Raw genomic sequence first — 25,333 nt, forward strand, 5'->3', positions numbered from 1 at the left:
AGGCGACAGCGCTGAATTGTCGCCCGCCGCGAGACGACCCCTCTCCTTCATCCCCTCGAGCGGGCGTTCATCGCTCGCTGCTCGGTCCTGTATCGCACGGCGGACGGAGAGCGTTCATGTCTCGCACCGATCACTTACCTGCCGCCCGTACAGTCTCCGTCCATGACTTTGCCGCTTTCACATCGGTCGGAGCCGGCTTTGTGCATTTCTTGCCGCGGACGCCATAGCTGATAGTTTCTGTCTTGATCGGGCAGGTCCCGAATGGCGTGCCGAATTGCACCACTCCTTCAATGACCGTGAGGATGCTTTGGCCATCCTCCTGCACTTTCAGATTGAACTCAGTTTCCTTCACGGATGCCGTGGCAACCGGCGTTTCTACCTCGAACAGTTTCGGTCCGCCGCTGGTCTTCGCCCAGACTTCGCCCTGTTTGAGCCTGAGGATGCGAGTGGTAGGTTTATCTTTTTCCCAACGAGATAGAAGCTTCAAGCTCGTACTTTCGTTGAGTGCGACCTGTATCCCTTCCTTGAACTCGATCAGCGCCTGACTGGTGCCGTCGGTCTGAATGATGTCTCCTTCATAGAGTGGCACATTGCCCTTTCCCTGCAATCGCTGCTGCACACCGTCCGTTCGAATGATCACGAGCGTACCGATGGCATTTGTGGCGGATCCAATTGCGACATTCTGCGCCTGGCTGATTCCGGCCGAGCCGGCAACACACGCGATCATACAAACCGTGATGAGCCTAAGCCTCATGATTGGACGCTCCTTCTTCGCATCAACGAGTTGCTCGACTTGACATTGTCGGTTACCGGGACACCACGACACGGATCGGTTTCCGGCCCACAGGAACCGTTGCCAGTGTTTGCCCGGTTCCGGTGTCGATCACTCGAATTTCGTTTCCCTTATCATGGGCGACGAACAGCCTCGTACCCTCCGGATTGGACCAGATACCGTTGGGACCTTCGCCGACTGCAATTTCATCTGCGACCTTGAGGTTGCCCGGGTCTCCGCTCAGACCTATGATTTTGTTTTGGCTGCCGACGGTCACATAGGCCAGCGGACCTTGGGTGCCTTTGTAGGCAAAGGTAATCTGCTGCGGTTTGTCTCCGACGGTGAACGTGCCGACCTTTTCGTGATTCTCAGGATCCAGGACATAGATATCGTTCTCACCGGTGTTGACCCCCCACACATGGCCGTCACGACTTACGACGAGGAAGTGGGGATTGGCTCCAACCGGGATCGTCTTGATGACCTGGTGAGAGGCCGTGTCGATGACCCCAACGGTCTTTTCTCCCTGGCTGCTCACGAACGCGAACCGACCATCATGTGAAAAGGCAAGCCCGGTCGGTCCCTTTCCCACCGGAATCGTACCGAGGATCCTGAATGTCGTGGTATCGACGATGGATATGGTGTTTTCACCGATATTGGCGACCCAGAGTTGGCTGTCGTCGTTGCTCAATGTCACCACGTGACATCGGTCACCCGTATAGATCGACGCGATGGTCTCCTGTTTGGCCGTATCGATCACGGACACCCGGCCGGAAGCCAGATTGCTCGCATAGACTCGGCGGCCATCGCGGCTCACCGCCAAGTCATGGGTCGAATGATTTTTAGACGGAATCGTTCCGATGGACTGGAACGTGTTGGCATCGATGACGCTGATGTCGTTGCTGCTTTCATTGGCGACGTAGATGCGTTGCGGGATCGATCCCGACGGCGTTGCCTCCTGTTTGAGCGCGTAGGATCCGATTTTCGACGGCTCGAGCGCGCTGCACGCCGCCATGTGCAACACGAACCCCGTGGCGAGACATGCTTGAATCATCCGACTCATAATTCCTCCATCGATAAAGTGGCCCGTATAAGTGGCTATCGAACCTGCCCCAGTACCAACTGACCTTCGACCTCGCCCTTCTTCACCGGATGCTGATTCTGGCCGGTCACTTCCGGCACCCGCTTCGAAACATAGCCGTATGCCTCATCGACCGTGATGATGCCGTCTTTGTCGGAATCTGCCTTGCCGCGGAGTCCCTCAAGCAGATAGTACGTGAACACGCCGTGACCGAGATCCTCGCGTTCCTCGCTGACCTCACTGGCTTTGCTGGCGCTCAACACAATGCGCCCTTTCCCTTTGGACAGCCGCGCGAGAAAGTTCTCCGACACCATGGCCCGCCGCGAGGCGGTGGCGAAAGTCCGGCCGGCGGTTGCGCCGCTGTAACAGGAATCGCTGATAAAAATGACCCGCTCAGGCATCAGACGCTGAAAAATCGTTTCAATTTCGCGCATCGGAAGACCGGTCGTGTATAAATCACGAGGGTCTGCGTCGAACGGCACAATGTACTTCTCCAATCCGTCGTCGTCCCCCGCCGAGGCGTCCGCCTCTGGCGCGCCATGGCCGGCATAGTAGACGATCACGGTATCCTTTTCTCCGGCCTTCCTCCTGAGCTCGGTCCCCAAGGTTCGCTTGAGATTCATCAGCGTGGCCTGGTCGTTCAGGAGCAACATCGTTTGCTCTTGCGGGATGCCGATGTGATTGGCCAAGTATTCGTGAAACGCAAGCGCGTCTTTGTCCGCGTATCGAAGCGGTTGCACCGCCTTGTATTGTGAAATCCCGATGACCACCGCCCAGATTTTTCCACGGTCCGAGGTGCGGAGCACGCGCACGGCACGCGTCGCCGACAAGTTCTCCTGATCGACCGCCGTCACGACGATCTCGTTTTTGCCCTCGCGAAGGCTTAGGCGCTCCGCAAATTCCAGGTTGGTTTGCACATCGCTACTTCCGGGTTTGACCGCAATGCCGCGACTTTCACGCTGCGTGACGAGTTGTCCGTTCAGGCGGATCTCGATGCGGGAGATACCTTTTTCACTGGCCGCTGCACCGGCCAGATTGATCCTTTCACTGCCAACTTCCATCCCGTCGTAGGGCGTCGCGAGCGCGATCAGCGGAGGAGCGTTTTGAAACAATTTGACCGGTGCGCCTGAAATTGCCGGAACCGGCATGTCGGCCTTGCCCGCCTCTCTCATGTCGCGGACATCGGCCTTGGCCACCCAACCGGTTTCCGTCGGCGACAGATGCACGCGATACCATTCGTCGAGATCGCCCGAAACCGCGAGTTCCTGCCCCTTCGCCCCAGACGCGATGACTGATGTCTCCGAACCGGCGCCGCTATGAATCTTGACGGAAGGTGATTCGATTACCACGAGTTTGTTCGTCGCAATGATTTGTGGAATAGCCCGGTGATCGACGGCCAGTTTGAGGGTTTCATCCAACGTGACATTCGATCCACGTTCCCTGACGAAAAGACGAACCGAAATCTGTTCGTCGCGGATCTCTCTCCCCACGAAGAGGTTGGCCGTCGCTTGCTTGGCTTCATCGGCCTTCAGCGAGCCGTAATCCAGCAGGGATTTGTTCAACCGGAGATTGATGCTCGGCGGCACAGAGAGGTCGATCGACGCATGCTGGGCCGGAACTGTTCCGACATTCTTCAAGGTGACCAGCAGATCGACGGCCTCACCTTTTTGAATACGTCCATCCCCGTTGCCGACCGACCCGCCCCGGCCATCGTCGATGACCTGCAGCGTATACGCAAAGCGAGGACGCGGAAGCCCCTTCATGACGACCAACGCTTTCATCTGGTCGGGAACAAAACCATTGTATTCCTCGAATTCCAGACGGATCGGAATGGTCCCGTCCGGACGATCTCTCGGGATAGTTATCGCGATCACGTCCTCTGCCGATTGACCGCCTTCGACCTTCCCCAGATAAAACACGTGACCGTCCAATGCAGGATCGTCGCTCTTGACTCTGCCCTGAAACCGAAAGAGCGGACCCTTTCCTTTGTTTTTCAAAGTCAACGTGAGGTTCACTTCATGTCCTGCTTTCACTTCCATCGGACGGATGGCAAGATCGGCTTCCGGTAATGGCGGTGGGGAGGGTGGGGCGCCGATTTCGTCTCCACGCCGTTGGATTTTCTCGGCCAACCTGGTGGTCAATGACGGTGGAGTAGGGGGTTGAAGACGAACGGCCCGGTCTCGTCCCCCGGATGCGACCAAACTATCGTCCGGCGCAAGGGCGATGGCATGGACAGGCCCTTTATGTCCTCCGAGCATGTGTCGTTCATTCCCCGACGGGACATCCCACACACGTACCGTGCCGTCCGCACCGGCGGAAATGATCGTGCGGCCATCGGACGAAAAAACCAACGCAGATACCGCGCCCTTGTGGCCGCTCAACGTGAGGTGCTCCTGGCTGCTTTCAAGCTCCCAGATTCTGATCGTCCCGTCGGCGCCGGCGCTGGCAAGCAGTTGACCGTTGGGATGGTAGGCGACGCCGTGGATGGCTCCGGTATGGCCGGTTAGCGCTTGTCGCTGCCTGCCGGTGGCGACATCCCACACGTGAACCTGGGAATCGCTGCTGCCGGTGGCAATTGCTTTTCCGTCTGGCGAGAATCGGATGGCAAAGACAACGCCGAATTGGCCCCGCACGGATTTCAACTCCCGACCGGTTGCTGTGTCCCACAACCTGAAACTGCCGTCGTTGCCACCGGTCGCAATCGTTTTCCCATCTCCGGAAAACGTCACGGACCTCACCGTTCCAAATGACGACGTAACGGCGTGAAGCTCGCGCCCGGTCGTCACGTCCCAAATTCGAATGGACGTATCGGCGCCTCCTGAAGCAAGCTGTTTGCTGTCAGGAGAAAACGCAAGGGCATGGACAGCTCCCATATGGCCGCGGAGCACGCGCAAGTCTCGCCCTGTGTCGGTTTCCCATAGGCGAATCGTTTGATCGGTTCCAGCCGACGCGACGAACCGACCGTCCGGGGAAAAGGTGACGGCAAGGACCTCATTCGTGTGACCGCTAAGAAGGCGGGTTGCTTGTTCGAGAGCCAGAGCGGAATAGGGAAAGAAACAGAAGATGAAAACCGATAATCCGATGCCACCGGTTCGGCACATGACGCGGATCAACAGTTCTCCGCTCACGGCACTCTCCCTCTAGCGGACCTCATTGTGCGGTGCAAAGAACATCGAGCTAATCCTCTAGTTCAGGTCGGCATGCTCGATTCGCACTGCGGCGTCGCTCCATCTGTCGGATCAACACTCGAAAAGGTTCAAGACGGGCGAGGGGTGCTAGTGTAGGGATGGGATTAGCGAGAAGTCAATGATTCAAGGACCTTGGGGGATACAAACACCTAGCTAAAGAAACACGGCTCCGATAAAACGGGGCTCCTTCGAGCCCTTCCTATCAGGTAAGTTCGTCAAAATATCATATACATGCAGGGCTCCATGTCCGGCACTCAAAGATACAGCGGATCTTTGAATGCATACTGTTCAAGAAGTCTGTCGGTTAGATGATAGGAATAAGTGAGTCAACGCCGGGTCAGGTATCGACTTTTTTTCGTTTCCTCTTTTGCTTCCGCGACGCCCGTCCGGCCTCGAACGCTTCGCGCAACACTGATTCCTTGGCCTCTGCCAAGTCTTTTCCTTCGTCGACGAGATCTTCGAATACCTCGCCGGCACGGCCGGCTAACTCACGAAGCCCATCACCCGCACGGCGTGCATAGCGACGCAGACTTTTTCGCGATCGCCATCCCGACTGGGGGGCGAGCAGAAGAGCTCCAGTCGCTCCGAGTGCGATACCGCTGAATAGCAGCATGAGCATTGACGCGGCCGACCGATTGTCACTCATTGTCATGAACCTCCTTGAATGGTTCGTCTACGCGTGAATCCACCTTTTCAGGGACACCTATTCGGGTCTAGGAGGCTGCGGAAAAACCCCGTGGGTACGCCGGAATTGCACTGGCCGAGACGTCTGGGATAACAGGCGTACGCATGCAGGATGCTCAAAAAGGCCGTCCAGCAAGGCCGCAGCGAGGTCCGCGGCGCGAAGAATAATGAGCGCCACGTTTGCGGACGGGCGCGAGTCGGTGAGCGCCCAGTGTCTTCGAGGCGAGGCGTAATCTTTCTCACCCGCCCGCCCACCGACTGTGGGAACAGTCGTTTTCCCGGGCCGTACGTTGAGCCTCTGAGGTTCACGCCGTGCCGAATAAGGCACGGCACGCCTGTGAACGCCGCCGAGATGGTGAGGCGGCAGTGTCCCGTGAGAACGCCGCTGGCGGACTTTTTCAGCATCCTGCTAGAAGACGGACCGATAGCATGCAAGCTTGTGACAAGGCCCGCAGCGTCCACTTCGGCATTGACTCGATCCCCCTGTTTGAACGTGCAAAACCCGATCTGGACATCTGCCGCCTCCGGTTCAGTCTTCACGTATTGTTCGTATTCTGGCCGGGTACCTTGCGGTCTCAGCGAAGAGCCTTCAGCGGAACCGCAATTTGGTCGGGTCCTGTCACTGACCAAGACATGGATATGTTCGCCATCTCCAGCCTTGCGAATAGTCAGTTTGTTTCCGTCAATCCTATGGATGTCGCCGTTGAGGATGACAGGCGATCCTTCAACCATGGACGGTTTTGGATACTGTTTTAGTTTCTCGTCAAATTCGCCGGCGTTGAGGAGATCCGGGAGGAGGAAAAGAAGTTGAAATAGAGTAACCAAAACAACCGGATGATATGTTTCGATAGAACAGTGAGAAGGCCGTTCTATTTTACGCCTTCGATTCAACCGTCTGACTTCATTCCATCTCATCATCTATCATTCATTGTACGTATTTCGCGACGATCTCTGGAGGGCGGACCTCCGCTTTGTCCGGATCCTGCCCAGTTTCACGGAGGGCACGCCTTTGACGGAGCCAATCCCAATATTGATCGCGCTCCACCTTGATGTCTTTCAGTCTCAGCTCCTCTTCTTGCGTGATGACCGCTGCAAAGCGGAGTTGCTGCTCTTGTTCAACGAGCTCTTGGATATGGTTGAGCAATGAACTATCGGTTGTAGGAAGTGACATGGGGGGAAACCTCCGTCGTGAGTTCCAATGAACCGGCCGTACAATTTCCTGCAGAATGTTTTCGCTTTGAGCAAAACCGGTACCCAGTTCATCCATGTCTAAACGGCTGAAACAATGTGCTTATTTAATAGATACCGTTCAATCCATTGGGGACAGTTCGTCTGCACGAGACACTCTGTCTCAGACAAGCCGTCAATCTCACCTAGATCATCAGGCAATCTACCTGTCAATCCGCAACTGGCAGGGAACCCGTGCCGGTCACACGGCTTGACCATGGGGACCGAAATAGCGAAAAAGTGGATTTCTAATTAGACTTAGAAGAGCAGATACTGGGGGGCTAAGAGGAGACGGCTACTGATCTATTCTAAATCTCACCAGGACTATGAGGCTGCCCAGGTTGCGCGAAAGCACGAAATGGGTCAAAACCCTGGATGACTATTCGCTGGCAAGGTCGATCTATATTGATTGACCTGAAGCATGCCATCTCCTCCACAGATGATAGGGCCACCATTGCAGCACGACCCATTTATAGATGTCGCGAGGCGCTTTTTCTATCGAGGCAAATAACCGCACGTCATACGAAACTTCTGTCAGCCAAGCAGTCACGCAGGCTCCTAGAACGCCATTGACCGCAAAACCCAATGCCAACCAACCAAGAAATTCACTCATAATCTCGATCATTGATTGTGAGATTGAGACGGTTCGATGACGGTATAGCCATGGCCTCGCAGGTAATGAATGCATTGCTTGAGATACACCGCATTAACCGGCTTGAATCGTCGTGCAGGATATTTGCCATCGCACCTCACACCAAAATAGCGGCAGAGCTCCCGGTAGGTTTTCGTGCCGATGTTAGAGAGGTAACAGATCTCGCCCGACTGAACCAACTCGTACACCCTCGTCGACTGGCCGAGTAGGCCCGCTCTCGACAGAGCATTTCTGGCCCGCGGTGTCAGTTTATGAGGGTCGATATTCACAATATCGTAGCTTGAGTCCAGGCACTCAAGAAGTCCAGTCCAATGGGACCTAGCAGGATGGTCGATTTTGGCCCTGCTGTTCCGACCTTCCGTCACTCAAGCATTCACAGCTACCGACACATCAGCCGTTAGAGAACGCCTCGACCCGGTCCGTCTAAGATGGGTCGTTCAAGGGAACGGACTAATGAATGTCAGAGGCCGAATCCTGTGATTGGTCTCTCGATCCGACCGGTGTAAGGAGAAACTCAAGCGCCGTCCTTAGCAAGCCTGGCCAGAATCTGTTTCAGCTCTTGTTGCTCTCCTGCGGATAGATCGGCGGTCTAAGCACGTTCGCAGGAGCGGACATGTTCCCGCGCCATTTACCAGCGGGCGTTATGAAAACCGAGGAAGGTGTCTGATGCCGCGTTTCTGCTTCCACCCGTTGATGAATATCTGCAACGCCGACATGGTCAATGCGATTGATCGCAATTCGGAATCTGTCAGCGCTCCTCCGTCCATCAGATATTTTTCCAGGGGAACACTTGCGGAGACGAATTGAGAGACGAGACGCTTCGCGTTTCGACCATCGTCCTTTCGCGCCATGTGACCTCCGGTCCTAAGAGTACTGTACACCTGCCATCCGGCTCAGACAGCTAGAATCTCCACACATACGATGGTTTTTTGCACCTTGTCACGCGCAACCCGGAAGGTCGGGCGGTTGAAAAAGATATGGCAGTTTGACCCTAGGACAGATGCGTGTTCTTGATCCGTTCGGCCCTTGTGGTCCAGCGGACACCCATCTAATATCCCGACCGTTTTCAGACTGAAAATATCTTAGGGGACACCATGAACTATGACTTGATGAAGGATCTGGTCGGGATGGGCGCCAACCTCACCATGAATACCACGGTGAACTACGATCAATTGATGGACCTGCTGGCAATTGCCAAAGTATCGGGTTCCCACATCACAATCGGGTTCGCGGTCTCCTATGACCATCTTCGGGAACTCGCAACTATCGGAGGAAATCAAATCACATTTGTATTGTGACCGCCTTTCTCCTGTTCGTTCTCAGTTCACTCCGTCAGCGCGTTTCAATTGCCACCTTCCTCCTTTTACAATGGCCCAGTGAAGAGAAGCGGGCGTCTTTCTGTCAGATCATCGTCGGCAACATCCTTATCAAGAAGAGGTGCCTCGTTCCGTAAAGTCCGGCCCACCGGCACCTTCGTCAAGAACCGACTTCTCCACTCATACTACGTTCACAAGCAAAAGTTTTGGATCTGTTTTGGATCCGATCAACTTGTGTTTTGATACAGTCAGAACCCGGTTCGTCCCCTTCATATAACCCTAAGTACAAATCCATATCTAACATTTTCGTCCATAAGCAGCTATCCTAGAGTCATTTATACCTGGGGGTGCCTATGGCCGAAATTCTTATCGTCATGATCCCGGTCGCTCTCGTACTCATTGGAATCGCCGTCACCATCCATCCAGACAACGGTGCAAGAAACAAGATCCCCATCATCATGGTGCTTTCTGCTCTTGGCGCATTGGGAATTTGGCTCAACTACGTGGAACTGATAACCATCAAAGAAGAACGCACGAACCTGAGCATCGCCATCGATGACCTCCGAACAGTCAATGCCGGCCTCCGCGCAACCAATGCCGACCTGAAACAGCAGGCTGAAAACGTTGTCCGTGAAAAACATTCTACAGATCAGGTAACGGGCGAACACAAACCGCTCGTAGCGCCGCGAAAGGCTGATCAAGAGAAACGCAGCACTGAGACACCCCAAGGCCGTGTGACCGGTCTATGACCTTGTAATCTCCGCCGTTATGTTTGCGGTTTGGAAACGGAATCGGCTCTCCTGTCACGAATACATGATTATTTAAAGGCATACTTTGACCGCCGTTTGCACTACGTCCCCACTCTACAGCGGATGAAGGCAGTGCACACCCACAATAGAACGGCGCGGTGGCTTGAACTTCATGCCCGGCGATCTTATCGTTGAGGCAGGTATAGATATCGAGGAGAAACCGGACGGGGTTTCATGTGGGTCAGTCTTTTTAAAGTGCTTTGCATCGCCACACTGATGTCAATGTTCAAGCGCCTGCTGCTACGAAAACGTTCCTCGCGACCATACCGAAGTCCCGAGGACAGAAGAATACGCCGTTCCTACCGGCCTCCCTCATAAACCTGCGGCGCTTTCCGGCGGTCTCGGAGCGCAGACCCCACACCGAATCATCGACGGCATCCTGTTCTGCCGCTCAGGGAATCATCATTCGCATCCTCACGGGTTGGGGATCAGTCAGGAATTCGCGTACGCTACGGCGGTGATCAGGCGTGTCGAAACCTCGTAGAAGAAGCTGACCCGGAGAACCATCTTAGAATGGCCGCCGCAGCGGTCGGTGCGCGAGAGCCGTCTAGGCACAAGCGGAAGGAGCGATGTTACGAAGCACGATCGCGTGTCAGATCGATCGATACCTCGTGTCCGGATTCACGAGGATTGAGATTGCCTTCTTCTTCCCCGGTCATTTCGTGCGCCTTGGCAAGACGGTCGAGAAACCAGCCAAGAACGAGCGCATAGATCAGAACGAGGAAACCGATGATGAAGTATGTCAGCATGGATCATGCGCGCGGATTGTTTTCTCCCGAGTCTCTATCGTTACGGACAATAGATGTCCCGTCAACGAAAGGAGCATTTTTTATGGCCGGCATTCGGCCCTATTGCAGCAAGGTAAAAGAGCGTGAGGGATACCTTGGGTTGGGCCCTCAGCAGTGAGATTAAGAAGGCGCTACAGCGGACTGTTGTGGTCGAGGGGGGGCAATCCGGCAAGGTGATGTGAAGTGTCAGCCTCACCGGTGCCCGTTGAACCTCGCGGTCGATGGCTGGATCGTTTCGATCAGAAGGATCGAAAACCGTACGCCGCGTTTTTTACCGGCTCTGATCGAGTGCCTTTGGAGGCTTCGAGCCGGCGGGCGATGACTCCATCCAGAGCCCACTTCCCTCCGCCGGCGATGACCAATGCCGCACTCATGGCAATGACGAGAACATGAAACTCAAACCCTTCTCCTTGCTGCTGTCCGAACCAATTCATATAGAATCCGTGCGGCCAATGCACGGTGGCGATGGCGCCAAGCATGATGAGGATATAACTCCCTGCAGTGAATCTCGTCAGCAGTCCGGCGGCCAACGCGAGACTTCCGATGGACTCTCCGACGATGACGAGAAAGGCCACCAGCCATGGCAGTCCCATTTTCTGGGTCATGGCCGCCATCGTTCCCTCGAATCCAAATCCCCCGAACCAACCCAATAACTTTTGCGCACCATGTGCAAAGATCACGCTGGCAAGTCCGAGCCGAAGAATGATGCCCGCCCACGAATCATCTGTCTTGAAGAATGACATGTTTCCCTCCTATTAGATGTATGGTTGATGGTTGATTGTCGAGAACCGTCGGCTGCTGGTAACGACTCTCATCAGTTGTTTGATCAGGAACCCTGTCACGATCAGAGGGACGGGTATGAGTAGCCCATACCCTGGAGCCCAAAGAATCATGTCGTTCATGGCGTCACCTCTTGTTGAATCAGTGCCAATGCTACGACACTCAGTGGCAAGGGACGTTCCACTTGGACCATGACGGGATCGCAATGCTAACGCATTGAATTTGCGTGGAGTAATCTCTTCTGTCCCAACTCCATCGGGCGCGGACTTGTCGCGTGCCGAAGATCCAGAGACGAGGGATCGTCAGGTGACGAAGGAAGTTCGTCACCGAGGCGGTAAGACGGCCATGCGCAAATGAGTTGTGAAAGACGAAGGGAATGTGGGGATTCTGACGAAAAGCGGTGACGATGCTTCGTCATCTGACGAGCCTCACGTCACTGGATGGGACGGGTGATTCCCAGTCTCTTGATTTTGGAGGTGAGAGTGGTCCGCTTCATCCCGAGTCGGGCGGCAGCGCCATCAGAACCGCCGATGACCCATTTCACCTCACGAAGCGTTCGCACGATGAGGTCATGCTCGTTGTCCTTCAGGGTCGCGGGAGTCGCCGTCGCACGATGATCGTGACGATGAACTTCGATGAGCGGCATCTGCAAGTCGGTTCCCTGCGTCAGAATGACGGCACGCTCGACAAGGTTTTCCAGTTCGCGGATATTTCCCGGCCAGGCATAGCCCGACAACATCTCGAGCGTCTTGGTCGGGACCGTAAGAATGTCCTTGTTCATGCGTGTAGCATAGAGCTTGGTGAAATATTGAACCAACGCCGGAATGTCTTCACGACGCTCACGTAAAGGCGGCATGGTGACCGGAAAGACGTTCAGCCGATAGTACAAGTCGCTGCGAAACTGATTGGTCTCGGCAAGACTCCCGAGGTCTCGATTGGTAGCTGCAATGAGTCGTACGTTGACGCGGAGCGTTTTTGTCCCGCCGAGGCGTTCGAATTCCTGTTCCTGCAACACCCGGAGCAGTTTTGACTGCAGTTCGAGCGGAATCTCTCCCACTTCATCCAGAAAAATCGTCCCCTTGTCTGCGAGTTCGAACCTTCCGACTTTTTGGGCCAGCGCTCCCGTGAATGCCCCGCGTTCATGGCCGAACAGCTCACTTTCTAACAGGCCGTTCGGAATGGCCGCGCAGTTGAGCTTCACGAACGTTCGTTCCTTGCGCCCGCTCAAACGGTGTATTGCACGGGCAACCAGTTCCTTTCCGGTTCCGGTCTCTCCTTGAATGAGCACCGTGGAATCGGTCGGCGCTACCACTTCGACCTGTCTAAGGACCTCTTTCAATGCGCTGCTGGAGCCGATGATGTCTTCGAATCCTGCAGTGGAGCGAAGTTCCTCCTCCAAATAGGTCTTCTCTTCGGTCAGCCTGTCTTTCAGCGCCGCGATCTGCTGGAAGGCTAGAACGTTTTCCACCGCGACGGCCACTTGCTTGGCCACTTGCTCGAGAAATTCGACATCGTGTTCGCCGTAGGCTCCGTCCTGCACGCTCAAAAATCCCATCGCACCCAGGCGTGCCCTGGCCGTCGTAAGCGGCACGAAGCAAAACGACTGAGTTCCGTCCTCTTTCATGAGATCGATCACCGCCGGCCAGCGCTGTTCGTCCTGTATGGCAGGCACGATCAGCGGACGCTGACTTCGCCATACCATGCCGGCAGGGCATTCGTCCGTCGGTGGTTCGTGACCGCCGACAAGTTGAGCCGGAGTGTTGGCCTGTATCGTGTGCAGACGCATCACGTCTTTCACTTCGTCATGAAGGGAAAGGTCAACGTAATTGACCTGGACAACTCGAGGAAGCCGGCGCGCGAGATCGCCGAAGAGGTCATCCAGGTTTCGATGAGCAGAAATCGCCTGGCCCACTTCCAACAGGGCTTGGTATCGTTCCGCAAGACTATCTTCAGCACATTCAGACCGCCTGTCCATTGGCGCACTATGGCGCATTGCATTGCATTCCTCAAGATGAGGATCATGGCTGCCCCCATATAGAATAGAAGTCTGACTGCAAAGGTGAATTCACCGTTTCGGCATTTGCCCATGACCAAGTAGAGGCGATGGATCGTCCTCGGCACATTCGTACAGGAATGGAAATACCGCACAGCTTCGTAGGATGCTTCAAGTACCCACCGTGCACGCGAGGAAACATTTTTGTAATGTGGCGATTCGGAAGCAGGATGATATGCTGATCGACCAGGTCAAGGTGATGGTCCCAGAATCACATTTTAATCGCAACCAGCACAGCCACTGCAGGACGAATCGGTGTTTCGGCTCCTATGGCTGGCACGGACCGTACGACTTCGGAGATTGTTCGCAACCATTGCTTGGAGTTCCATTTCCACGATACAACCTCAGCACTCTCTGTGCCGATAGACGTTCCTTGATCGTGCCGTGGCAAAGGTTGAATGCCGGCAGCACCATGAATCATGTTGTTGGGGAGGAGACATGCGGACGCTTGCAGCGCTTGCTTTGATCATGATGACGAACGTGGCCATGGCAGATGATCTGTTGCACCTCGAGCCCGGAGCGAGCCTCGGTGAAGCGATCGGTTTGTCTGCCACTGGCAATCTACGCGATCTCGGTGGCTATGAAACGAGCGAAGACCGGACCGTCGTACGCGGGCTCCTCTACCGCTCCAACGTGTTCAATCCGATGAGTCAGGACGATATCGCCAAACTTCGGCTCCTCGCTTTGAAGACCGACTATGATTTGCGCACCGTTCAGGAGATCAAGATACAGCCGGATCAGATGCCTATCAGAGTCCAGCAGGTCCACCTGAACGTCCTCGCCGACGGGCAGTCGGCGGCCTCCGCACAGCTCGAGGCCCTGCTGCATGACCCGAAGAAGGCAAACGCAGTCCTTGGTGGCGGACGGCTGGAAGTGCATATCAAGGAAGGATACCGCGAGTTCGTTTCTTTACCGAGCGCCCAGCGCGCGTACCAAGAGCTATTTCTTTCGCTGGCGGATAAATCCAACCTCCCGGCGGTCTTTCACTGTACGACGGGGAAGGACCGCACCGGTTGGGCTGCGGCCGCGCTGCTCACGCTTCTCGGCGTGCCTAGAGAAACGGTGATGGCCGACTACATGCGCAGCAATGAGTACCTCCTGCCTGATTACCGGAAGACCATCCAGGCATTTGCCGCCGGCGGCGGGGAGCGGGGCATTGCGCTCGCCATCTTCGGAGTGAAACGCGAGTATTTGGAGGCGGCATTCGACGAGATGCAGCGGAGCTACGGCACGATCGAAAACTACTTTTCAGATGGTCTGGGCATCGATGAAGACCAGCAGCAGGTTTTGCGCGAAATCTATTTGCAAGACAGTCCACGAGCCAAGTGAACAAAACCCCGCGTGAACAGCACCCTACATTCGTTGAGTCATGGACGCCATTGCTAAAGGCCCGTCGACTAGCTGCCGTGCCGGACGAAGATGAAATCGCCCAGACTCTCATGTCCGGCCATATGGATGGGATCGTAGGTGGGAATCTGTTCGGCATTGAGTTTCTGCGATGTGCTGACTACTCTGGTACGGACGGCCCAGAACAGTCGCTCCGCTTCGAGCACGCTGCCGTTGTCCTCCAGTACGCCGAGAAACGCTTCAGCGAAGACGGAGTGCCCGCTTCCGCCTGCATCGAGCACCGGCTGAACACCGCCGGAAGTCATGGCCGTGCGGACGCGTTTCTGCGCCAGCGTCTTCAGGAGATCGAACCTCGCCTCATCGGTCAATCCCGGCTTCAGTTGTGCCAATGACGCACGCGTCAGTTTGCCTCCGAAGCAGGAATCCGCCACGACCATGACGTGCTTCGCCGAGATCAACTGCAGCATGTCCGTGATACCGGGGAGCAACACCCATTCGGAGTTGTCGTGGGTCTCCGCATCCACCGGAATCCAATAACCTCGATCGATTCCCTGATCGAGATGCCCGTGACCGGCATAATAAATCAAGAGATTGTCTTTCTCCGTGAGAATCTTGCGGTATTGATTGAGCGCCTTCATGATCTGCGCGCGAGTCGCATCCGTCAGCAGCGTGACTTGAAATCCGTAGTGGGCCTTGAGCACGTGTGCAACGGCAGTGGCGTCAGAGATGGCGTTCATAAGCTGCGGCCAGTGCTGGTAATGGTCGTTGCCGATGACCAGGGCGTGATAGCGGCCGAACGCCGTGAAGTCCGTGTCGGCGGCCCCTGCTGCTTTTCCTGAGGCCCGTGAATTCAGCGAAAATTTGAGCGTGGCCAGCTTGTTCTGAATATCGACCGCCAGAATCTGGACGTCGACGTCCTCGTGACCCGATCGCAGGGCCGGCAGAGACGTCGTAAAGACCCCGTCGGCGTTCGGTGTAACCGGCACGCCATTGACCGTGAGCGTGCGGAGCCCCGCCGGAGCCAGCACGCGCCCCGTAATCGACTGTCTGGCATTGATCCTGACGGCAATAGCCGTCTGGTCTGTTGTCACCTGAATGCCTCGATGGAGCGCCGTCGGCGGATCGATGATTTCCAGCGAAGGACCGTCGAACCCCAAGTCTGTCACCGACGCGACCTGAAGCGCCTTGGCCTGTTTCTCCGCCTCGGCTTCCAGCGAAGCGATCTTCTCCCTCAGCAGGGTGACTTCTCTAGTACGATCGTCGGTTTCGCGCCTTGCCTGGCCCATGTCCTGCTGCAGAACTCTGATCGTGTCTTCGTACTTCGTCATCGCTGCAGCCTGGTCGGGGTTGGCGCGCAGCTGTTCTAATTCAATACGTGCCTGATCGTATCTCTCTTCGATTTCCCGGCTCTTGCGCTCTTGATCTGACGCAATCTGTTCGCGTTCGGCAAGTTGGCTGCTCAACTGCACGAGATTCTGATTTGCCGCCGTGAGCTTCGCCCGGAGGGCTTGAGTTTCACGATCCTTCGCAGCGACAGTGTGCTCCAACACCTGGATGCGCCCGGCGTTCTTCTCGAGCAGCTTTATGCGACCCTGGAGTTGAAGTACTTCGGAGTCTCGCTCCGCCAGACGCGTTCGGTCTTGTGTCATGGAAGATGCGAGGATTTGTAATCGGCGCTCGAGTGCAACAGCCTGCGGATCCTTTTCAGACTTTCCCTTCAATGCCGTCAGCTCAGTCTGCAGCCTATCCGATTGTTGCTCTCGCTGTTGCAGTTTCGCTCGGGCCTGCTGCGCCTGAGCGACGCGATCGTTCAATTCGAGCCGCAGGACAACGACGTCGCCGTTCACCCGTTGTACCTCGCTGCTCAGTTTCTTGATTTCTTGATCCTTCCCAACAACGGCCCGTTCGAGTTCCTCGATGCGCTTGGCCGCTTGCCCGTCTGGCTGCCACGTTCTGGCCAGACCGGAGAGGGCCGATTCGCTCAGCCCGGAGGCGCGCGCAAACCATTTGGAAGCCTCACTCGGATCTTTCGCCACACCGAGTCCTTGTTCATACAGGCGGCCCAGCCCGATCGCCGCACGCTTGTCCCCCTGATCGGCGGACTTGCGATACCATTTCGCCGCCTGGTCATAATCCGGAATGCCGCCTTGGCCTCGTTCGTAGATCGTGGCAGCGTAATATTGTGCTTCAGCCGACCCTTTCTCCGCCTCGCCCAGCCAGATTTTCAGCGCCGATCGATAGTCGGCTCGATCGGCGGCGACATATTCGCCGCCGCGAATGGCACAGTCCTCTCGAGTCGTCCGAACCGGCCGTCGTTCCGTCACATAGGTGGACATGGTTCCGAGCTGGCGGATCTGTCCCGGCAGCAGGCAGTCGACGACTTCGTAGTCATCGGAATTCCCCGGCGCGCTGACGGCACTTGCGACCGAACTCGAGGAGTCGAGGGGAGGAGCCTCCGTTTTACAGGATGAGAGCAGCCCCACCATGACGGCGGGAAGGATGATGCGTGCGGTTGATTTGACGGAAAGGAAGGTCATAGGAAGTCGCGCACAAACATGATCTCTTTTCGTGGCCCATACCCAGCACTTACATCCGGAACAGCGGTGATTCCAGCGCCATTGCAGGGGGCAGATAGTCTACCTATAATACGGCGCCTGCGCCAGGGGGCTAGCGAGTGCGTGAGATCACGTCACCGTGAACGTTCAGCACCGTGGCATCGACTCACCGTGGGCACGCGTCACATTCAAAGGAGGAAGCAGATGGATATCCCTCACCAGTGCGACAGCAGGATGACTCTGGCTGTATTGCGATCGTCCATCAGAGGAATCGCCTGCGCGCTTTGCCTCGGCCTTTTCTTTCCAATCACCGCACAGGCACAGGTACTGAACCAGCGCGTCAATCAATTGCTGTCGAATAACTGTTCAGAACTGCTCAGAGGAGATTCCTCCAATGTATTGGGAACCAATCTCCAGGCAGCCTGTACGTCGGCGCCAGGTGTGACTGGTTCCGGCAATTCGAACGGAGGCGGGGCGGCGACCATCCAAACCGCGGCCATTTCGATTCTCAACCGCAACCTGATGTCCCGTCTCGACGACATCAGAAATGAAAGCACCGCGACAGCCGCGCAACCTTCCCAAATGATGGCGATGAATCCGTTCGGGCTGCTGTCGCCGGGAATGATCCGCGGTTTCGGCGCCCTGGCTCCCGTCAATCCAAGCGGAGACTCATCCAGTGCTGGTTTTGCCACCGGCAGTCACGGTCGCATGAAAGGGCTCGGATTGTTCGCGTCGGGCCTGGTCGAAGCGTTGAACCGCGACGTCACGACGTTCCAAGACGGATACAAATCGATGATTCTCGGGGTGACGGCCGGTGCGGACTATCGGTTCAATCAACGGACGGTTGCCGGTGTGGCGCTGAATTATGCCAATACGCACGGCGACCTCAAGAACGGAGGCGATTTCAACACGAACAGTTTTGGAGCCACACTGTTCACTTCCTACACGCCGACCGATCGGACCTTTATTCAGCTAACCGCCGGATACACCCACGACAACTATCTGGTGTCCCGCAACGCCCAGGCGTTCATCCCCGGATTGGCCGGCACGCCGGATCGCAATCTCAACGGCGTGGCATCGAGTTCATCCAATGGCAATATCATCCGGGTAACCGGATTGACCGGCTACGATCATCCGATCGGCATGTTTACTCTCGGACCACGTCTCGGTTTCAACTACACCAACACGCATATCGGCGATCACGCCGAAACGAGCGGCGGAGGCCTCGGTCTGAAATATGACGACCAATGGATCAACTCCGTGCAAAGTGTCGTCGGCATACAGGGTCAGGCGGCGGTGAGTACATCGGCGGGCGTTTTGGTGCCGCAAGTCAATGCGGACTACATCCATGAATTTGCCAACTCGCAACGTTTCATTACAGCCAACTTTGTCGAGGATCTGCGTCTGGACGCGACCCGGTTCACGTTCCAGAACGATGCACCAGTCCGAAATTACTTCAATGTCGGCACAGGTCTCATTATGGTCATGCGCAATGGCTGGCAACCCTTCATCAACTTCCGCGCCATGGTCGGAAACGAACAGTTCGAAAACTACGCCGGTACCGTTGGACTGAGAATGGAGCTGTAAGCACTATCCGCGGGCCTTCTTAGACCTCACGAACTATTGCCGGCATCGTCGGCTACCGGCTATAAGAATTCCTGCGCTGCCGCGCGTAAGCGGCTGATACACTGGAGGTGCTTCCATGCCAAAGACCGATGCCGGCGATCGCCGCGCGCTCAACGTCAAAGCCTTCGAACAAATGGACGACGCCGCGAACGTCCAGGATTATATGCACATCCTCGACGTCTTCGACGCACTCGACGGCATTCAACGACTCAAGAAGACCGCGATCGAACGAAGCCGGATCCGCCCTGGGATGTCGGTGCTCGACAACGGCTGCGGTATTGGACTGGAAACAGTCAAACTTGCCAAGCTCGTGGCCCCTTCAGGCAAAGTCGTCGGCATCGATCGAAGCCGCAAGTTCTTGGATGAAGCCCGGCAACGGCTGGCCAACCTCAATCTGCCGATCACCTACCAGCAGGGGGATGCGCAGCAACTGCCTTTCTCAGACCACACCTTCGATGTCTCAAGAAGCGAGCGTCTGTTTCCGTATCTCAGTGATCCGCAGCACGCGGCGAGTGAACTGGTCCGGGTGACGAAGCGGGAAGGATGTGTGTATCTGATCGAGCCGGACTTCGAGACGGTGACGATCAATTTGGCCGATCGAAGTCTGGTCCGGAAGATCCTTCACTTTGACTGTGACCACCATACTAGGAACGGCTGGATCGGTCGGGAACTGCCTAGGCTACTTACATCTTGCGGGCTGGTCGATGTCGCGGTCGAAGCCAGTGTCGTCGTATTCGAACCCAAGAGTTTCAGCGACTACTTCCTCGAGATCGGCCGTGCCGCCTTTCAAAACCAAGTCATCTCCGCTCAAGAGCTTAAACGATGGGAAGATGACATTCATCGATTGCTCGACACGCATGAACTGTTTTGCACGATCAGTTACTTCATGGCCATCGGTCGCGTACGCAAACGATCCTCATAGAGGAATCGAGTGCTGCGACATACGAAGCAGCATGTTGGCCCGTTTGTTCTGACGTGCAACGGTCTCGTACTCGTCCCGAGGGTAACGATAAGAACCAAGCTAACGGTCTAATCCGCGGGGAGATCGTCCTTGCCTGGTACCTACTGCCCGCAGGAGGCCCGTCAGGATTTCTTTTTTTTACGCTTCTTCCAAGCCATCCTTTTAAGAAGCTCCCGAGTGGCGATGAAGAGCGCAGCCTTCTGCGGATCGGTCAGCCTGCCTCCATCGTCTAAGAAGTGTTCAAGCGCTTCACTGGTCGTCAGGAAGGTTGAGACGAGTCCTTGTGGATCCGAACCGCTGCCTGCCATAGACGCTCCGTGACTGTGGACTGTACAACGGAGCAGACCACTAATGGAATATAAGTATTCCTAGGTAGTCAGAGCCATGGCTGCGCTTGAAATCCGAAGGTTGGAATTCGACGCCCCTTCATCTGACGATTCATCAACAGCAAGCTCCTTGCGGCGAACAGGCAACCGCGTCTCCCGTAGCCGGCTCGCCGGCGCGATTGATGATCGCAAAATGCCTGACGTACCCCTCTGAGGCGAGAACGGAGGTTGTTTTCGAACAGACTTCCATCATCCACCGCGTCACTGAACGGCCCGCTGAACGTCGCATAGCGCACCACTGGTAACGCGGCTATCGAAGCAGGGCTTGAACCCCGTCAGGGTGACCGAGAAGAAATGGATACTATGACCCGCCAGGGAGAACACTTGACGAGATGGACGCCGCGAAAGCCGGCCTCCGCGATTCCCGCAAGATAATCCGCCAGCGTAAGCGCCCCGGACAGGCAGTCGCCCCATTTGGCAGAATCAAGAACAAGATACTGAGGAACGATCTGATCGGTGACGATGTCGGTATAGTAAAACGCCCTCAGGCTTTCACCACGCGGAACATCTCGTGAAAGACTCTCTTCTTGTCAGGAACGAGGTTGATGACGCAATTGGAAATGACCAACTCGATCGTGCGTCATCGATCGGCATCGCGTCGGCCATCTCTTTTCGAAATTCTACGTTAGTGGACGCATGGCCGAGATTGGAGGCAACGGTCTGGGCGTGATGTCGTGCCACTGCCAACATGCTATCGGTTATATCGATGCTGATCACGCGGCCCGAAGGACCCACGAGGCGTAGAGCCTCGAAACAGTCGATGCCGCCTCCGGATCCGATATCCAACACCGTTTCACCCGGCCGGACTGACTGCAACCCGGCCGGAGTTCCACAACCGTACGAGATGTTCAAGACGGCTTCGGGATAAACGATTTGAGATTGGCGAAGTCATAGTGGGTTGGACAGCACATCCGCTCGCCAACACTGACGGCTCTGGCATAACGTTCACTCACCGTTTTAACGATGGCTTCGGCCGGCGTCATAAAAGTAGGCCTCTCTCAAAATCGTATTGACCAACTTCCATGTGTCACCAGGTCGCCCCGAGGTCAATCATCGCTGCTCTGTTACCGGCCGTCACGCCAAGGAAGTTGAAATCGGAACGGCAATCGATGGAATCGAAGAAAACTTCGCGTCTTTACCTTCTTCTGATGACATGGAATGTGATCCGTTTGAATCGTGGTTACTCAGTGTGATTTCCAAGAACCATATTCACTTGCTCTGTCGTTGGCAACATTCCTGAGACACGGATAATCGGGCAAGACAAAGTTCTCATCCATTGCTCGTGCCTGGCGCGTGTCCGCAGATCGAGACGATCAGACTCATAGGCCGTTGCCCATTCCATAAAGGCAAGGTGTGTTTGGTACATATCTCCCCCGAGGGCAATGCGGTCACCAAAACGGAAATGTTCCCGCTGTTTAAGCCTTGCGAGACGCTCTGATTGCTCCAACGTGAGAAAGATCGCGAGAGTCAGTCTGGGTACGACGGCATCAGTTCCCCACTGATCCAGAGAGCCGCCAAGAATCCATTTTGGTGCTTGGGAATCCCTCGTGAGCATGGCAACCCGACCTGCAAGAGGACGCTTGGTTTGATATGGCGGTTCTGTGGGCATCCATAAATAGTCGTCAGTGTCGCGGTAAGGCAGGCAGAGCGCTTCGGCCAGTGCCTTGCTCAATGTTGTGACACCTGAGCCTGAAGCTCCGAAGACATGAATCCGAACGAGGTCCTTGGAATGGTTCATCTGCATAGGGCGGGGTAGACTTTAGCATACATACTCGACCGTAGACGGCGTTTTCTAACCGAGCACGCTTGTAATTGGCTATAATCGCTTACTCGGTTCAGTTTTGAAGCACGTTCACGAAAATGATCTTTTCTGTCCGAGCTGATCCTCTTTCAGCTCGGCGCTGCTGCTTTAACGTCGTCTCATGCGTATTGCGGCCTTTCAACGCCATGCGATTTTCGACAACCTTGATCAGGTGTGTGACGTACTGGAACATGATCTTCGCTGGGCGGGGGATGAGGGCATTCAGATCGCCTTATTTCCTGAGACCTTTTTGCTTGGGCATTCCTACGATCCACTGATCATTGCCGCACGGGCCGAAAGATTGGTCAACGGTGGGCTGGAAACACTCTGCTCTCGTCTTGCTTTCGCAGATCCGACAGTCATTGTCGGAGCATTTGAACGGCAGGGTGAGGTCGTTACCAACAGCGCGTTTGTGATTGAAGGGGGTCGCGTCATGGGGCGATACGCCAAGGCTTGCCCAAATGAACCCGGAGTTGTCGCCGGCGCCGATTACCCCGTCTTTTGGCACTCGGGACTCTGTTATGGAATCAATATCTGTAACGATGCCAACCGACCGGCGATTGCTCAACGCCTTGCTGATCAGGGAGCAAATCTGATTCTCTATCCGCTCAATAACATGCTTCCGTCCGAGACAGCGACTCAGTGGCGCACAAGGAGCATCGAAACCCTTCAAGCCCGTGCACGGCAGACAAGGTGTTGGGTCGCCTCGGCTGACGTGACTGGTCGTCAGGGCAAATTGATGAACTACGGCTGCACGGCCATCATCAGACCTGACGGCGAGATTGTTTCGCGGGCGCGCGAAGAGTGCGAGGACGTGGTCGTGTTTACCCTGCCGCCCATAACAACCAACCTGTACAAGTCGTGACTGAGTCAGAAGCGATCCGATAGCAAGCTTGATTATCGAAGCTGGGGTTGATTCCCGCTATAGAGACTCGTTCATTGTAGTGGCGTTTGATGTGTGCTGGCAGAGGTATCGGCGCATCCCTCTTTCACAAACGCGGCTGTCTTATCTCGGACCTGTCGGAGCCTGTTTTCCTCTTCCTCGTTTCCTTGATTCCGAGAACCGACTATGGCCGCATCGAATTTGGCTATATTCGCGATGGCCTCTTTGCACTTGCGCTCTTTTATCAATCGAACATACTGCTCCAGAAGCTCGTGCTGCCTTGCATGAGTGTCCTCCCGACTCGATTTCTGCCCTGCAGTGGCCTCTAAGTTTTTTGTGGCTTCTACCAACTCCTTGGGAATCGGTCCTCCCTCTAAGGTCTTCATCACTTCATCAGCGCTATGCGCCATAACGCGAGAGGGGACATCGAGCGAGTAGCCCAAGAGGAGATACAACATGCAGAGGATTTTCATATATTAGCCTCTTCCCTTGTCATTTTGACCTCACCTCCAGCTTTCTTGTACTTGAACACCACGGACTTACACCGGAGAGCACTGGAGATGAGAGACGTCACTAGTAGACGCCAAAAAAAGTCTTATCAGTCACGAATAGCATTGTGAGCGGGAGCAGCTTGCTGAACCGCTTTGGAATCGTCTTGGGATAGTAATTCATGATCAACTCGTTTCCCGGCTCAGTCGTGATCGGTTGCCAAATGCGATATTCATATCGAATCGGCGAATAGTTTAACGTCTTTGTTTTGTCGTCGTAGTCAAACTGCCAATCCCAGCCGTCCATGAACTCGTCCATCGTTTCGTAACCGGCCCGGACATACGCGGGAAACGGATGGCTCGGATCGAACAGCTTGATTGTTTTGCCCGGTAGGTACGGATGCTTGTATGTGCCTTCCAGCCACTTGCGCACGGCCGCTTTCCAATCTGCGGGCTTGCCGGTGTTTTTGGGCAACGGCATCGACTGTTTCTTTGGTCCCTGGGTGAACGGATCCCTATAATATGGAAACTTCTCGTTAATGAGGAACCTCCGTCGTGCAGAGGCTTTGGTCTTGATCACGGGCAACATGACCGGCGAGGGCAACGTAGGCGGATCTTTCGGCAGTTTCTTGCCGAGCACCGAATAGCGATGCTTGCGCATATCGCGCGGCACCCATGCCGCCCACGAGGTGGTTGGAACGTGCTTGCCGCTGCGCAAAGTAAAGCGTGGATCTTTCTTTTTTTCCGCAGCCTTGCTTTTGGCATCGAATAGCCCCAGCAGGGTCTTCCGGTCTTTGGCAGGCATCGGACAGTGCAATGTAAAGTCATATCCGAGATAAGCAATCGGGCCAGGTGGTGAGGCAATTTTGTCAGGCATAGCGAGAAACTTCGGCGCGATCAACGTAATCTTTCCCCCGAGGGCCTCTTTCAATTTCTGCATGTATGGCACCTGCGCACCGACCGAACACCCGAGCAGCCTGAGTTCCGCGGGGCCGGCGCCAGCCGGACGCGGCTGCATCAAGTCCATATCGACGACCAGATACTTTTTGGCCACAGCTTCTTCGAGTGCTTCATAGCTCACCGACGCATCGACGCTCGTTCCGGCCGAAATCGTAATACGGAACGCTCCGCTGCTGGACGCATGGCCGACCACCATCAAATAGCGGATCGGATAGATGAACTCATCGCTGGTTGCGATGCCGCTCAAAAATCCGTCGAGGGTCATCATCGACGCATTTTGAATCACGACAGTCTTCGGTCGGGCGCTGACATAGTCTGCCATCAGATCATCGAACGTCGGTTTATAGCCACGCTTTTTCTTATCCGCCGCCGGCGTGGCTCCGGGAACAATCGCGTAGTCACGACAGTTTGTATTGGCTTCCTTCTGCATGGCGTCGGCACAGGGTTTCGGCGGCGGCGTCACGACACGAACCGTGTCGCCGGCACTGACACGGGTCTTTAGACCATCGAGCGGCAATTCTCGCTTGGTTCCAGCCTGAAGAACTTTGACCCCGCCATATTGGATTAAAATCGGAATGCGCCATTGCATGACGCGGTTTCGGAGCAGGAACCGCGTCAGACGCGTATCGGACTGAACCAAGAAATCGGGCATAGCGGCCTTGTGTGCGACGGTGCAAAACGGCGTTGCGCGGGTGAGAATCTATCGGCTCATCCGGTCAGATCGAAGGCTACCCGGCCGGGTGCAAGCGCCGCCAATTCCACGAGCAAGGCTGCGCTTAACGCCGAGCAATCCTTGATGGTCAGCGATCCGCCGCCGGCTGCGGCCGCCGTGCATAGCGCGCGCAATTGCACGACCGTCATCGATGGAGCTTCGACAACCAAGCCGCCACCGGCCGAGAGAATCGCCTTCAGTTGTTCGTGCGTGAGGATCATCGAGCGCCCCGGCCGAGGTCACCGTATATCAATGAAGCGTGCGTCT

General features: G+C 55.6%; 23 protein-coding genes. 6 read left to right on the forward strand and 17 right to left on the reverse strand.

Annotated features, from left to right (window positions below; translation table 11 throughout):
• Positions 1-130: 130 nt before the first annotated feature.
• From W02_RS01745 to W02_RS01775, 7 genes are all read right to left on the reverse strand, one after another.
• The gene (locus W02_RS01745) at positions 131-754 is read right to left on the reverse strand and encodes a FecR domain-containing protein (protein WP_173044207.1); all 624 of its coding nucleotides are present in this window, start codon (positions 752-754) and stop codon (positions 131-133) included.
• Positions 755-806: 52 nt separating this feature from the next.
• Positions 807-1,832, reverse strand: a complete 1,026-nt coding sequence (locus W02_RS01750) for a DUF5074 domain-containing protein (RefSeq protein WP_173044209.1) — start codon at positions 1,830-1,832, stop codon at positions 807-809.
• 35 nt (positions 1,833-1,867) lie between these two features.
• A complete protein-coding gene (locus W02_RS01755; RefSeq protein ID WP_173044211.1) occupies positions 1,868-4,978 on the reverse strand; it encodes a caspase family protein in 3,111 nt (1,036 codons plus the stop codon).
• A gap of 397 nt (positions 4,979-5,375) precedes the next feature.
• Entirely contained in the window at positions 5,376-5,690 is a 315-nt protein-coding gene (locus tag W02_RS01760; protein ID WP_173044213.1) for a YtxH domain-containing protein, read from the reverse strand.
• Between the two features lie 957 nt (positions 5,691-6,647).
• On the reverse strand, positions 6,648-6,893 hold the full coding sequence (locus W02_RS01765; protein ID WP_173044215.1) for a DUF2630 family protein: 246 nt from the start codon (positions 6,891-6,893) through the stop codon (positions 6,648-6,650).
• A 456-nt stretch (positions 6,894-7,349) separates the two neighbouring features.
• Positions 7,350-7,562, reverse strand: a complete 213-nt coding sequence (locus W02_RS01770) for a hypothetical protein (protein WP_173044218.1) — start codon at positions 7,560-7,562, stop codon at positions 7,350-7,352.
• Positions 7,563-8,242: 680 nt separating this feature from the next.
• Complete coding sequence (locus W02_RS01775; protein ID WP_173044220.1) at positions 8,243-8,452, reverse strand: hypothetical protein; 210 nt, start codon at positions 8,450-8,452, stop codon at positions 8,243-8,245.
• A gap of 243 nt (positions 8,453-8,695) precedes the next feature.
• Here W02_RS01775 and W02_RS01780 point away from each other — a divergent pair, with 243 nt between their 5' ends.
• Positions 8,696-8,899, forward strand: a complete 204-nt coding sequence (locus W02_RS01780; protein ID WP_173044222.1) for a hypothetical protein — start codon at positions 8,696-8,698, stop codon at positions 8,897-8,899.
• 371 nt (positions 8,900-9,270) lie between these two features.
• Positions 9,271-9,666, forward strand: coding sequence for a hypothetical protein (locus tag W02_RS01785; protein WP_173044224.1), 396 nt, complete (start codon positions 9,271-9,273; stop codon positions 9,664-9,666).
• A 632-nt stretch (positions 9,667-10,298) separates the two neighbouring features.
• Here W02_RS01785 and W02_RS01790 read toward each other — a convergent pair.
• From W02_RS01790 to W02_RS01800, 3 genes are all read right to left on the reverse strand, one after another.
• A complete protein-coding gene (locus W02_RS01790) occupies positions 10,299-10,475 on the reverse strand; it encodes a hypothetical protein (RefSeq protein ID WP_173044226.1) in 177 nt (58 codons plus the stop codon).
• Between the two features lie 278 nt (positions 10,476-10,753).
• On the reverse strand, positions 10,754-11,257 hold the full coding sequence (locus tag W02_RS01795; protein ID WP_173044228.1) for a DoxX family protein: 504 nt from the start codon (positions 11,255-11,257) through the stop codon (positions 10,754-10,756).
• A 470-nt stretch (positions 11,258-11,727) separates the two neighbouring features.
• Complete coding sequence (locus W02_RS01800) at positions 11,728-13,287, reverse strand: sigma 54-interacting transcriptional regulator (protein WP_173044230.1); 1,560 nt, start codon at positions 13,285-13,287, stop codon at positions 11,728-11,730.
• A 498-nt stretch (positions 13,288-13,785) separates the two neighbouring features.
• Here W02_RS01800 and W02_RS01805 point away from each other — a divergent pair, with 498 nt between their 5' ends.
• On the forward strand, positions 13,786-14,676 hold the full coding sequence (locus tag W02_RS01805; protein WP_173044232.1) for a tyrosine-protein phosphatase: 891 nt from the start codon (positions 13,786-13,788) through the stop codon (positions 14,674-14,676).
• Positions 14,677-14,744: 68 nt separating this feature from the next.
• Here the strand turns inward: W02_RS01805 and W02_RS01810 are convergent, their stop codons facing one another.
• A complete protein-coding gene (locus W02_RS01810) occupies positions 14,745-17,231 on the reverse strand; it encodes a caspase family protein (RefSeq protein ID WP_173044234.1) in 2,487 nt (828 codons plus the stop codon).
• A 222-nt stretch (positions 17,232-17,453) separates the two neighbouring features.
• Between W02_RS01810 and W02_RS01815 the strand changes: the two genes are divergently transcribed.
• A complete protein-coding gene (locus W02_RS01815; RefSeq protein WP_173044236.1) occupies positions 17,454-18,836 on the forward strand; it encodes an autotransporter outer membrane beta-barrel domain-containing protein in 1,383 nt (460 codons plus the stop codon).
• Between the two features lie 115 nt (positions 18,837-18,951).
• Positions 18,952-19,797 (forward strand): methyltransferase domain-containing protein, encoded by an 846-nt coding sequence (locus tag W02_RS01820; RefSeq protein WP_173044238.1) that lies wholly within the window; start codon positions 18,952-18,954, stop codon positions 19,795-19,797.
• A 161-nt stretch (positions 19,798-19,958) separates the two neighbouring features.
• On the opposite strand, the gene W02_RS01825 is transcribed toward W02_RS01820, so the two are convergent.
• The 3 genes from W02_RS01825 to W02_RS01835 form a co-directional block, all read right to left on the reverse strand.
• Complete coding sequence (locus W02_RS01825) at positions 19,959-20,144, reverse strand: hypothetical protein (protein WP_173044240.1); 186 nt, start codon at positions 20,142-20,144, stop codon at positions 19,959-19,961.
• A 570-nt stretch (positions 20,145-20,714) separates the two neighbouring features.
• Positions 20,715-21,074, reverse strand: a complete 360-nt coding sequence (locus W02_RS21930; RefSeq protein ID WP_173044242.1) for a methyltransferase domain-containing protein — start codon at positions 21,072-21,074, stop codon at positions 20,715-20,717.
• Between the two features lie 328 nt (positions 21,075-21,402).
• Positions 21,403-21,966 (reverse strand): hypothetical protein, encoded by a 564-nt coding sequence (locus W02_RS01835; RefSeq protein WP_370467952.1) that lies wholly within the window; start codon positions 21,964-21,966, stop codon positions 21,403-21,405.
• A gap of 178 nt (positions 21,967-22,144) precedes the next feature.
• Here W02_RS01835 and W02_RS01840 point away from each other — a divergent pair, with 178 nt between their 5' ends.
• Positions 22,145-22,888 (forward strand): carbon-nitrogen hydrolase family protein, encoded by a 744-nt coding sequence (locus W02_RS01840; protein ID WP_173044246.1) that lies wholly within the window; start codon positions 22,145-22,147, stop codon positions 22,886-22,888.
• Between the two features lie 71 nt (positions 22,889-22,959).
• On the opposite strand, the gene W02_RS01845 is transcribed toward W02_RS01840, so the two are convergent.
• The 3 genes from W02_RS01845 to W02_RS01855 all read right to left on the reverse strand — a co-directional run bounded on the left by W02_RS01845 (position 22,960) and on the right by W02_RS01855 (position 25,287).
• Positions 22,960-23,379 (reverse strand): hypothetical protein, encoded by a 420-nt coding sequence (locus W02_RS01845; RefSeq protein WP_173044248.1) that lies wholly within the window; start codon positions 23,377-23,379, stop codon positions 22,960-22,962.
• A gap of 100 nt (positions 23,380-23,479) precedes the next feature.
• Complete coding sequence (locus W02_RS01850) at positions 23,480-25,006, reverse strand: hypothetical protein (RefSeq protein ID WP_173044250.1); 1,527 nt, start codon at positions 25,004-25,006, stop codon at positions 23,480-23,482.
• Between the two features lie 56 nt (positions 25,007-25,062).
• Positions 25,063-25,287, reverse strand: a complete 225-nt coding sequence (locus W02_RS01855; RefSeq protein ID WP_173044252.1) for a hypothetical protein — start codon at positions 25,285-25,287, stop codon at positions 25,063-25,065.
• Between the last annotated feature and the right edge of the window lie 46 nt (positions 25,288-25,333).

Source organism: Nitrospira sp. KM1, assembly GCF_011405515.1.
Lineage (GTDB): Bacteria > Nitrospirota > Nitrospiria > Nitrospirales > Nitrospiraceae > Nitrospira_C.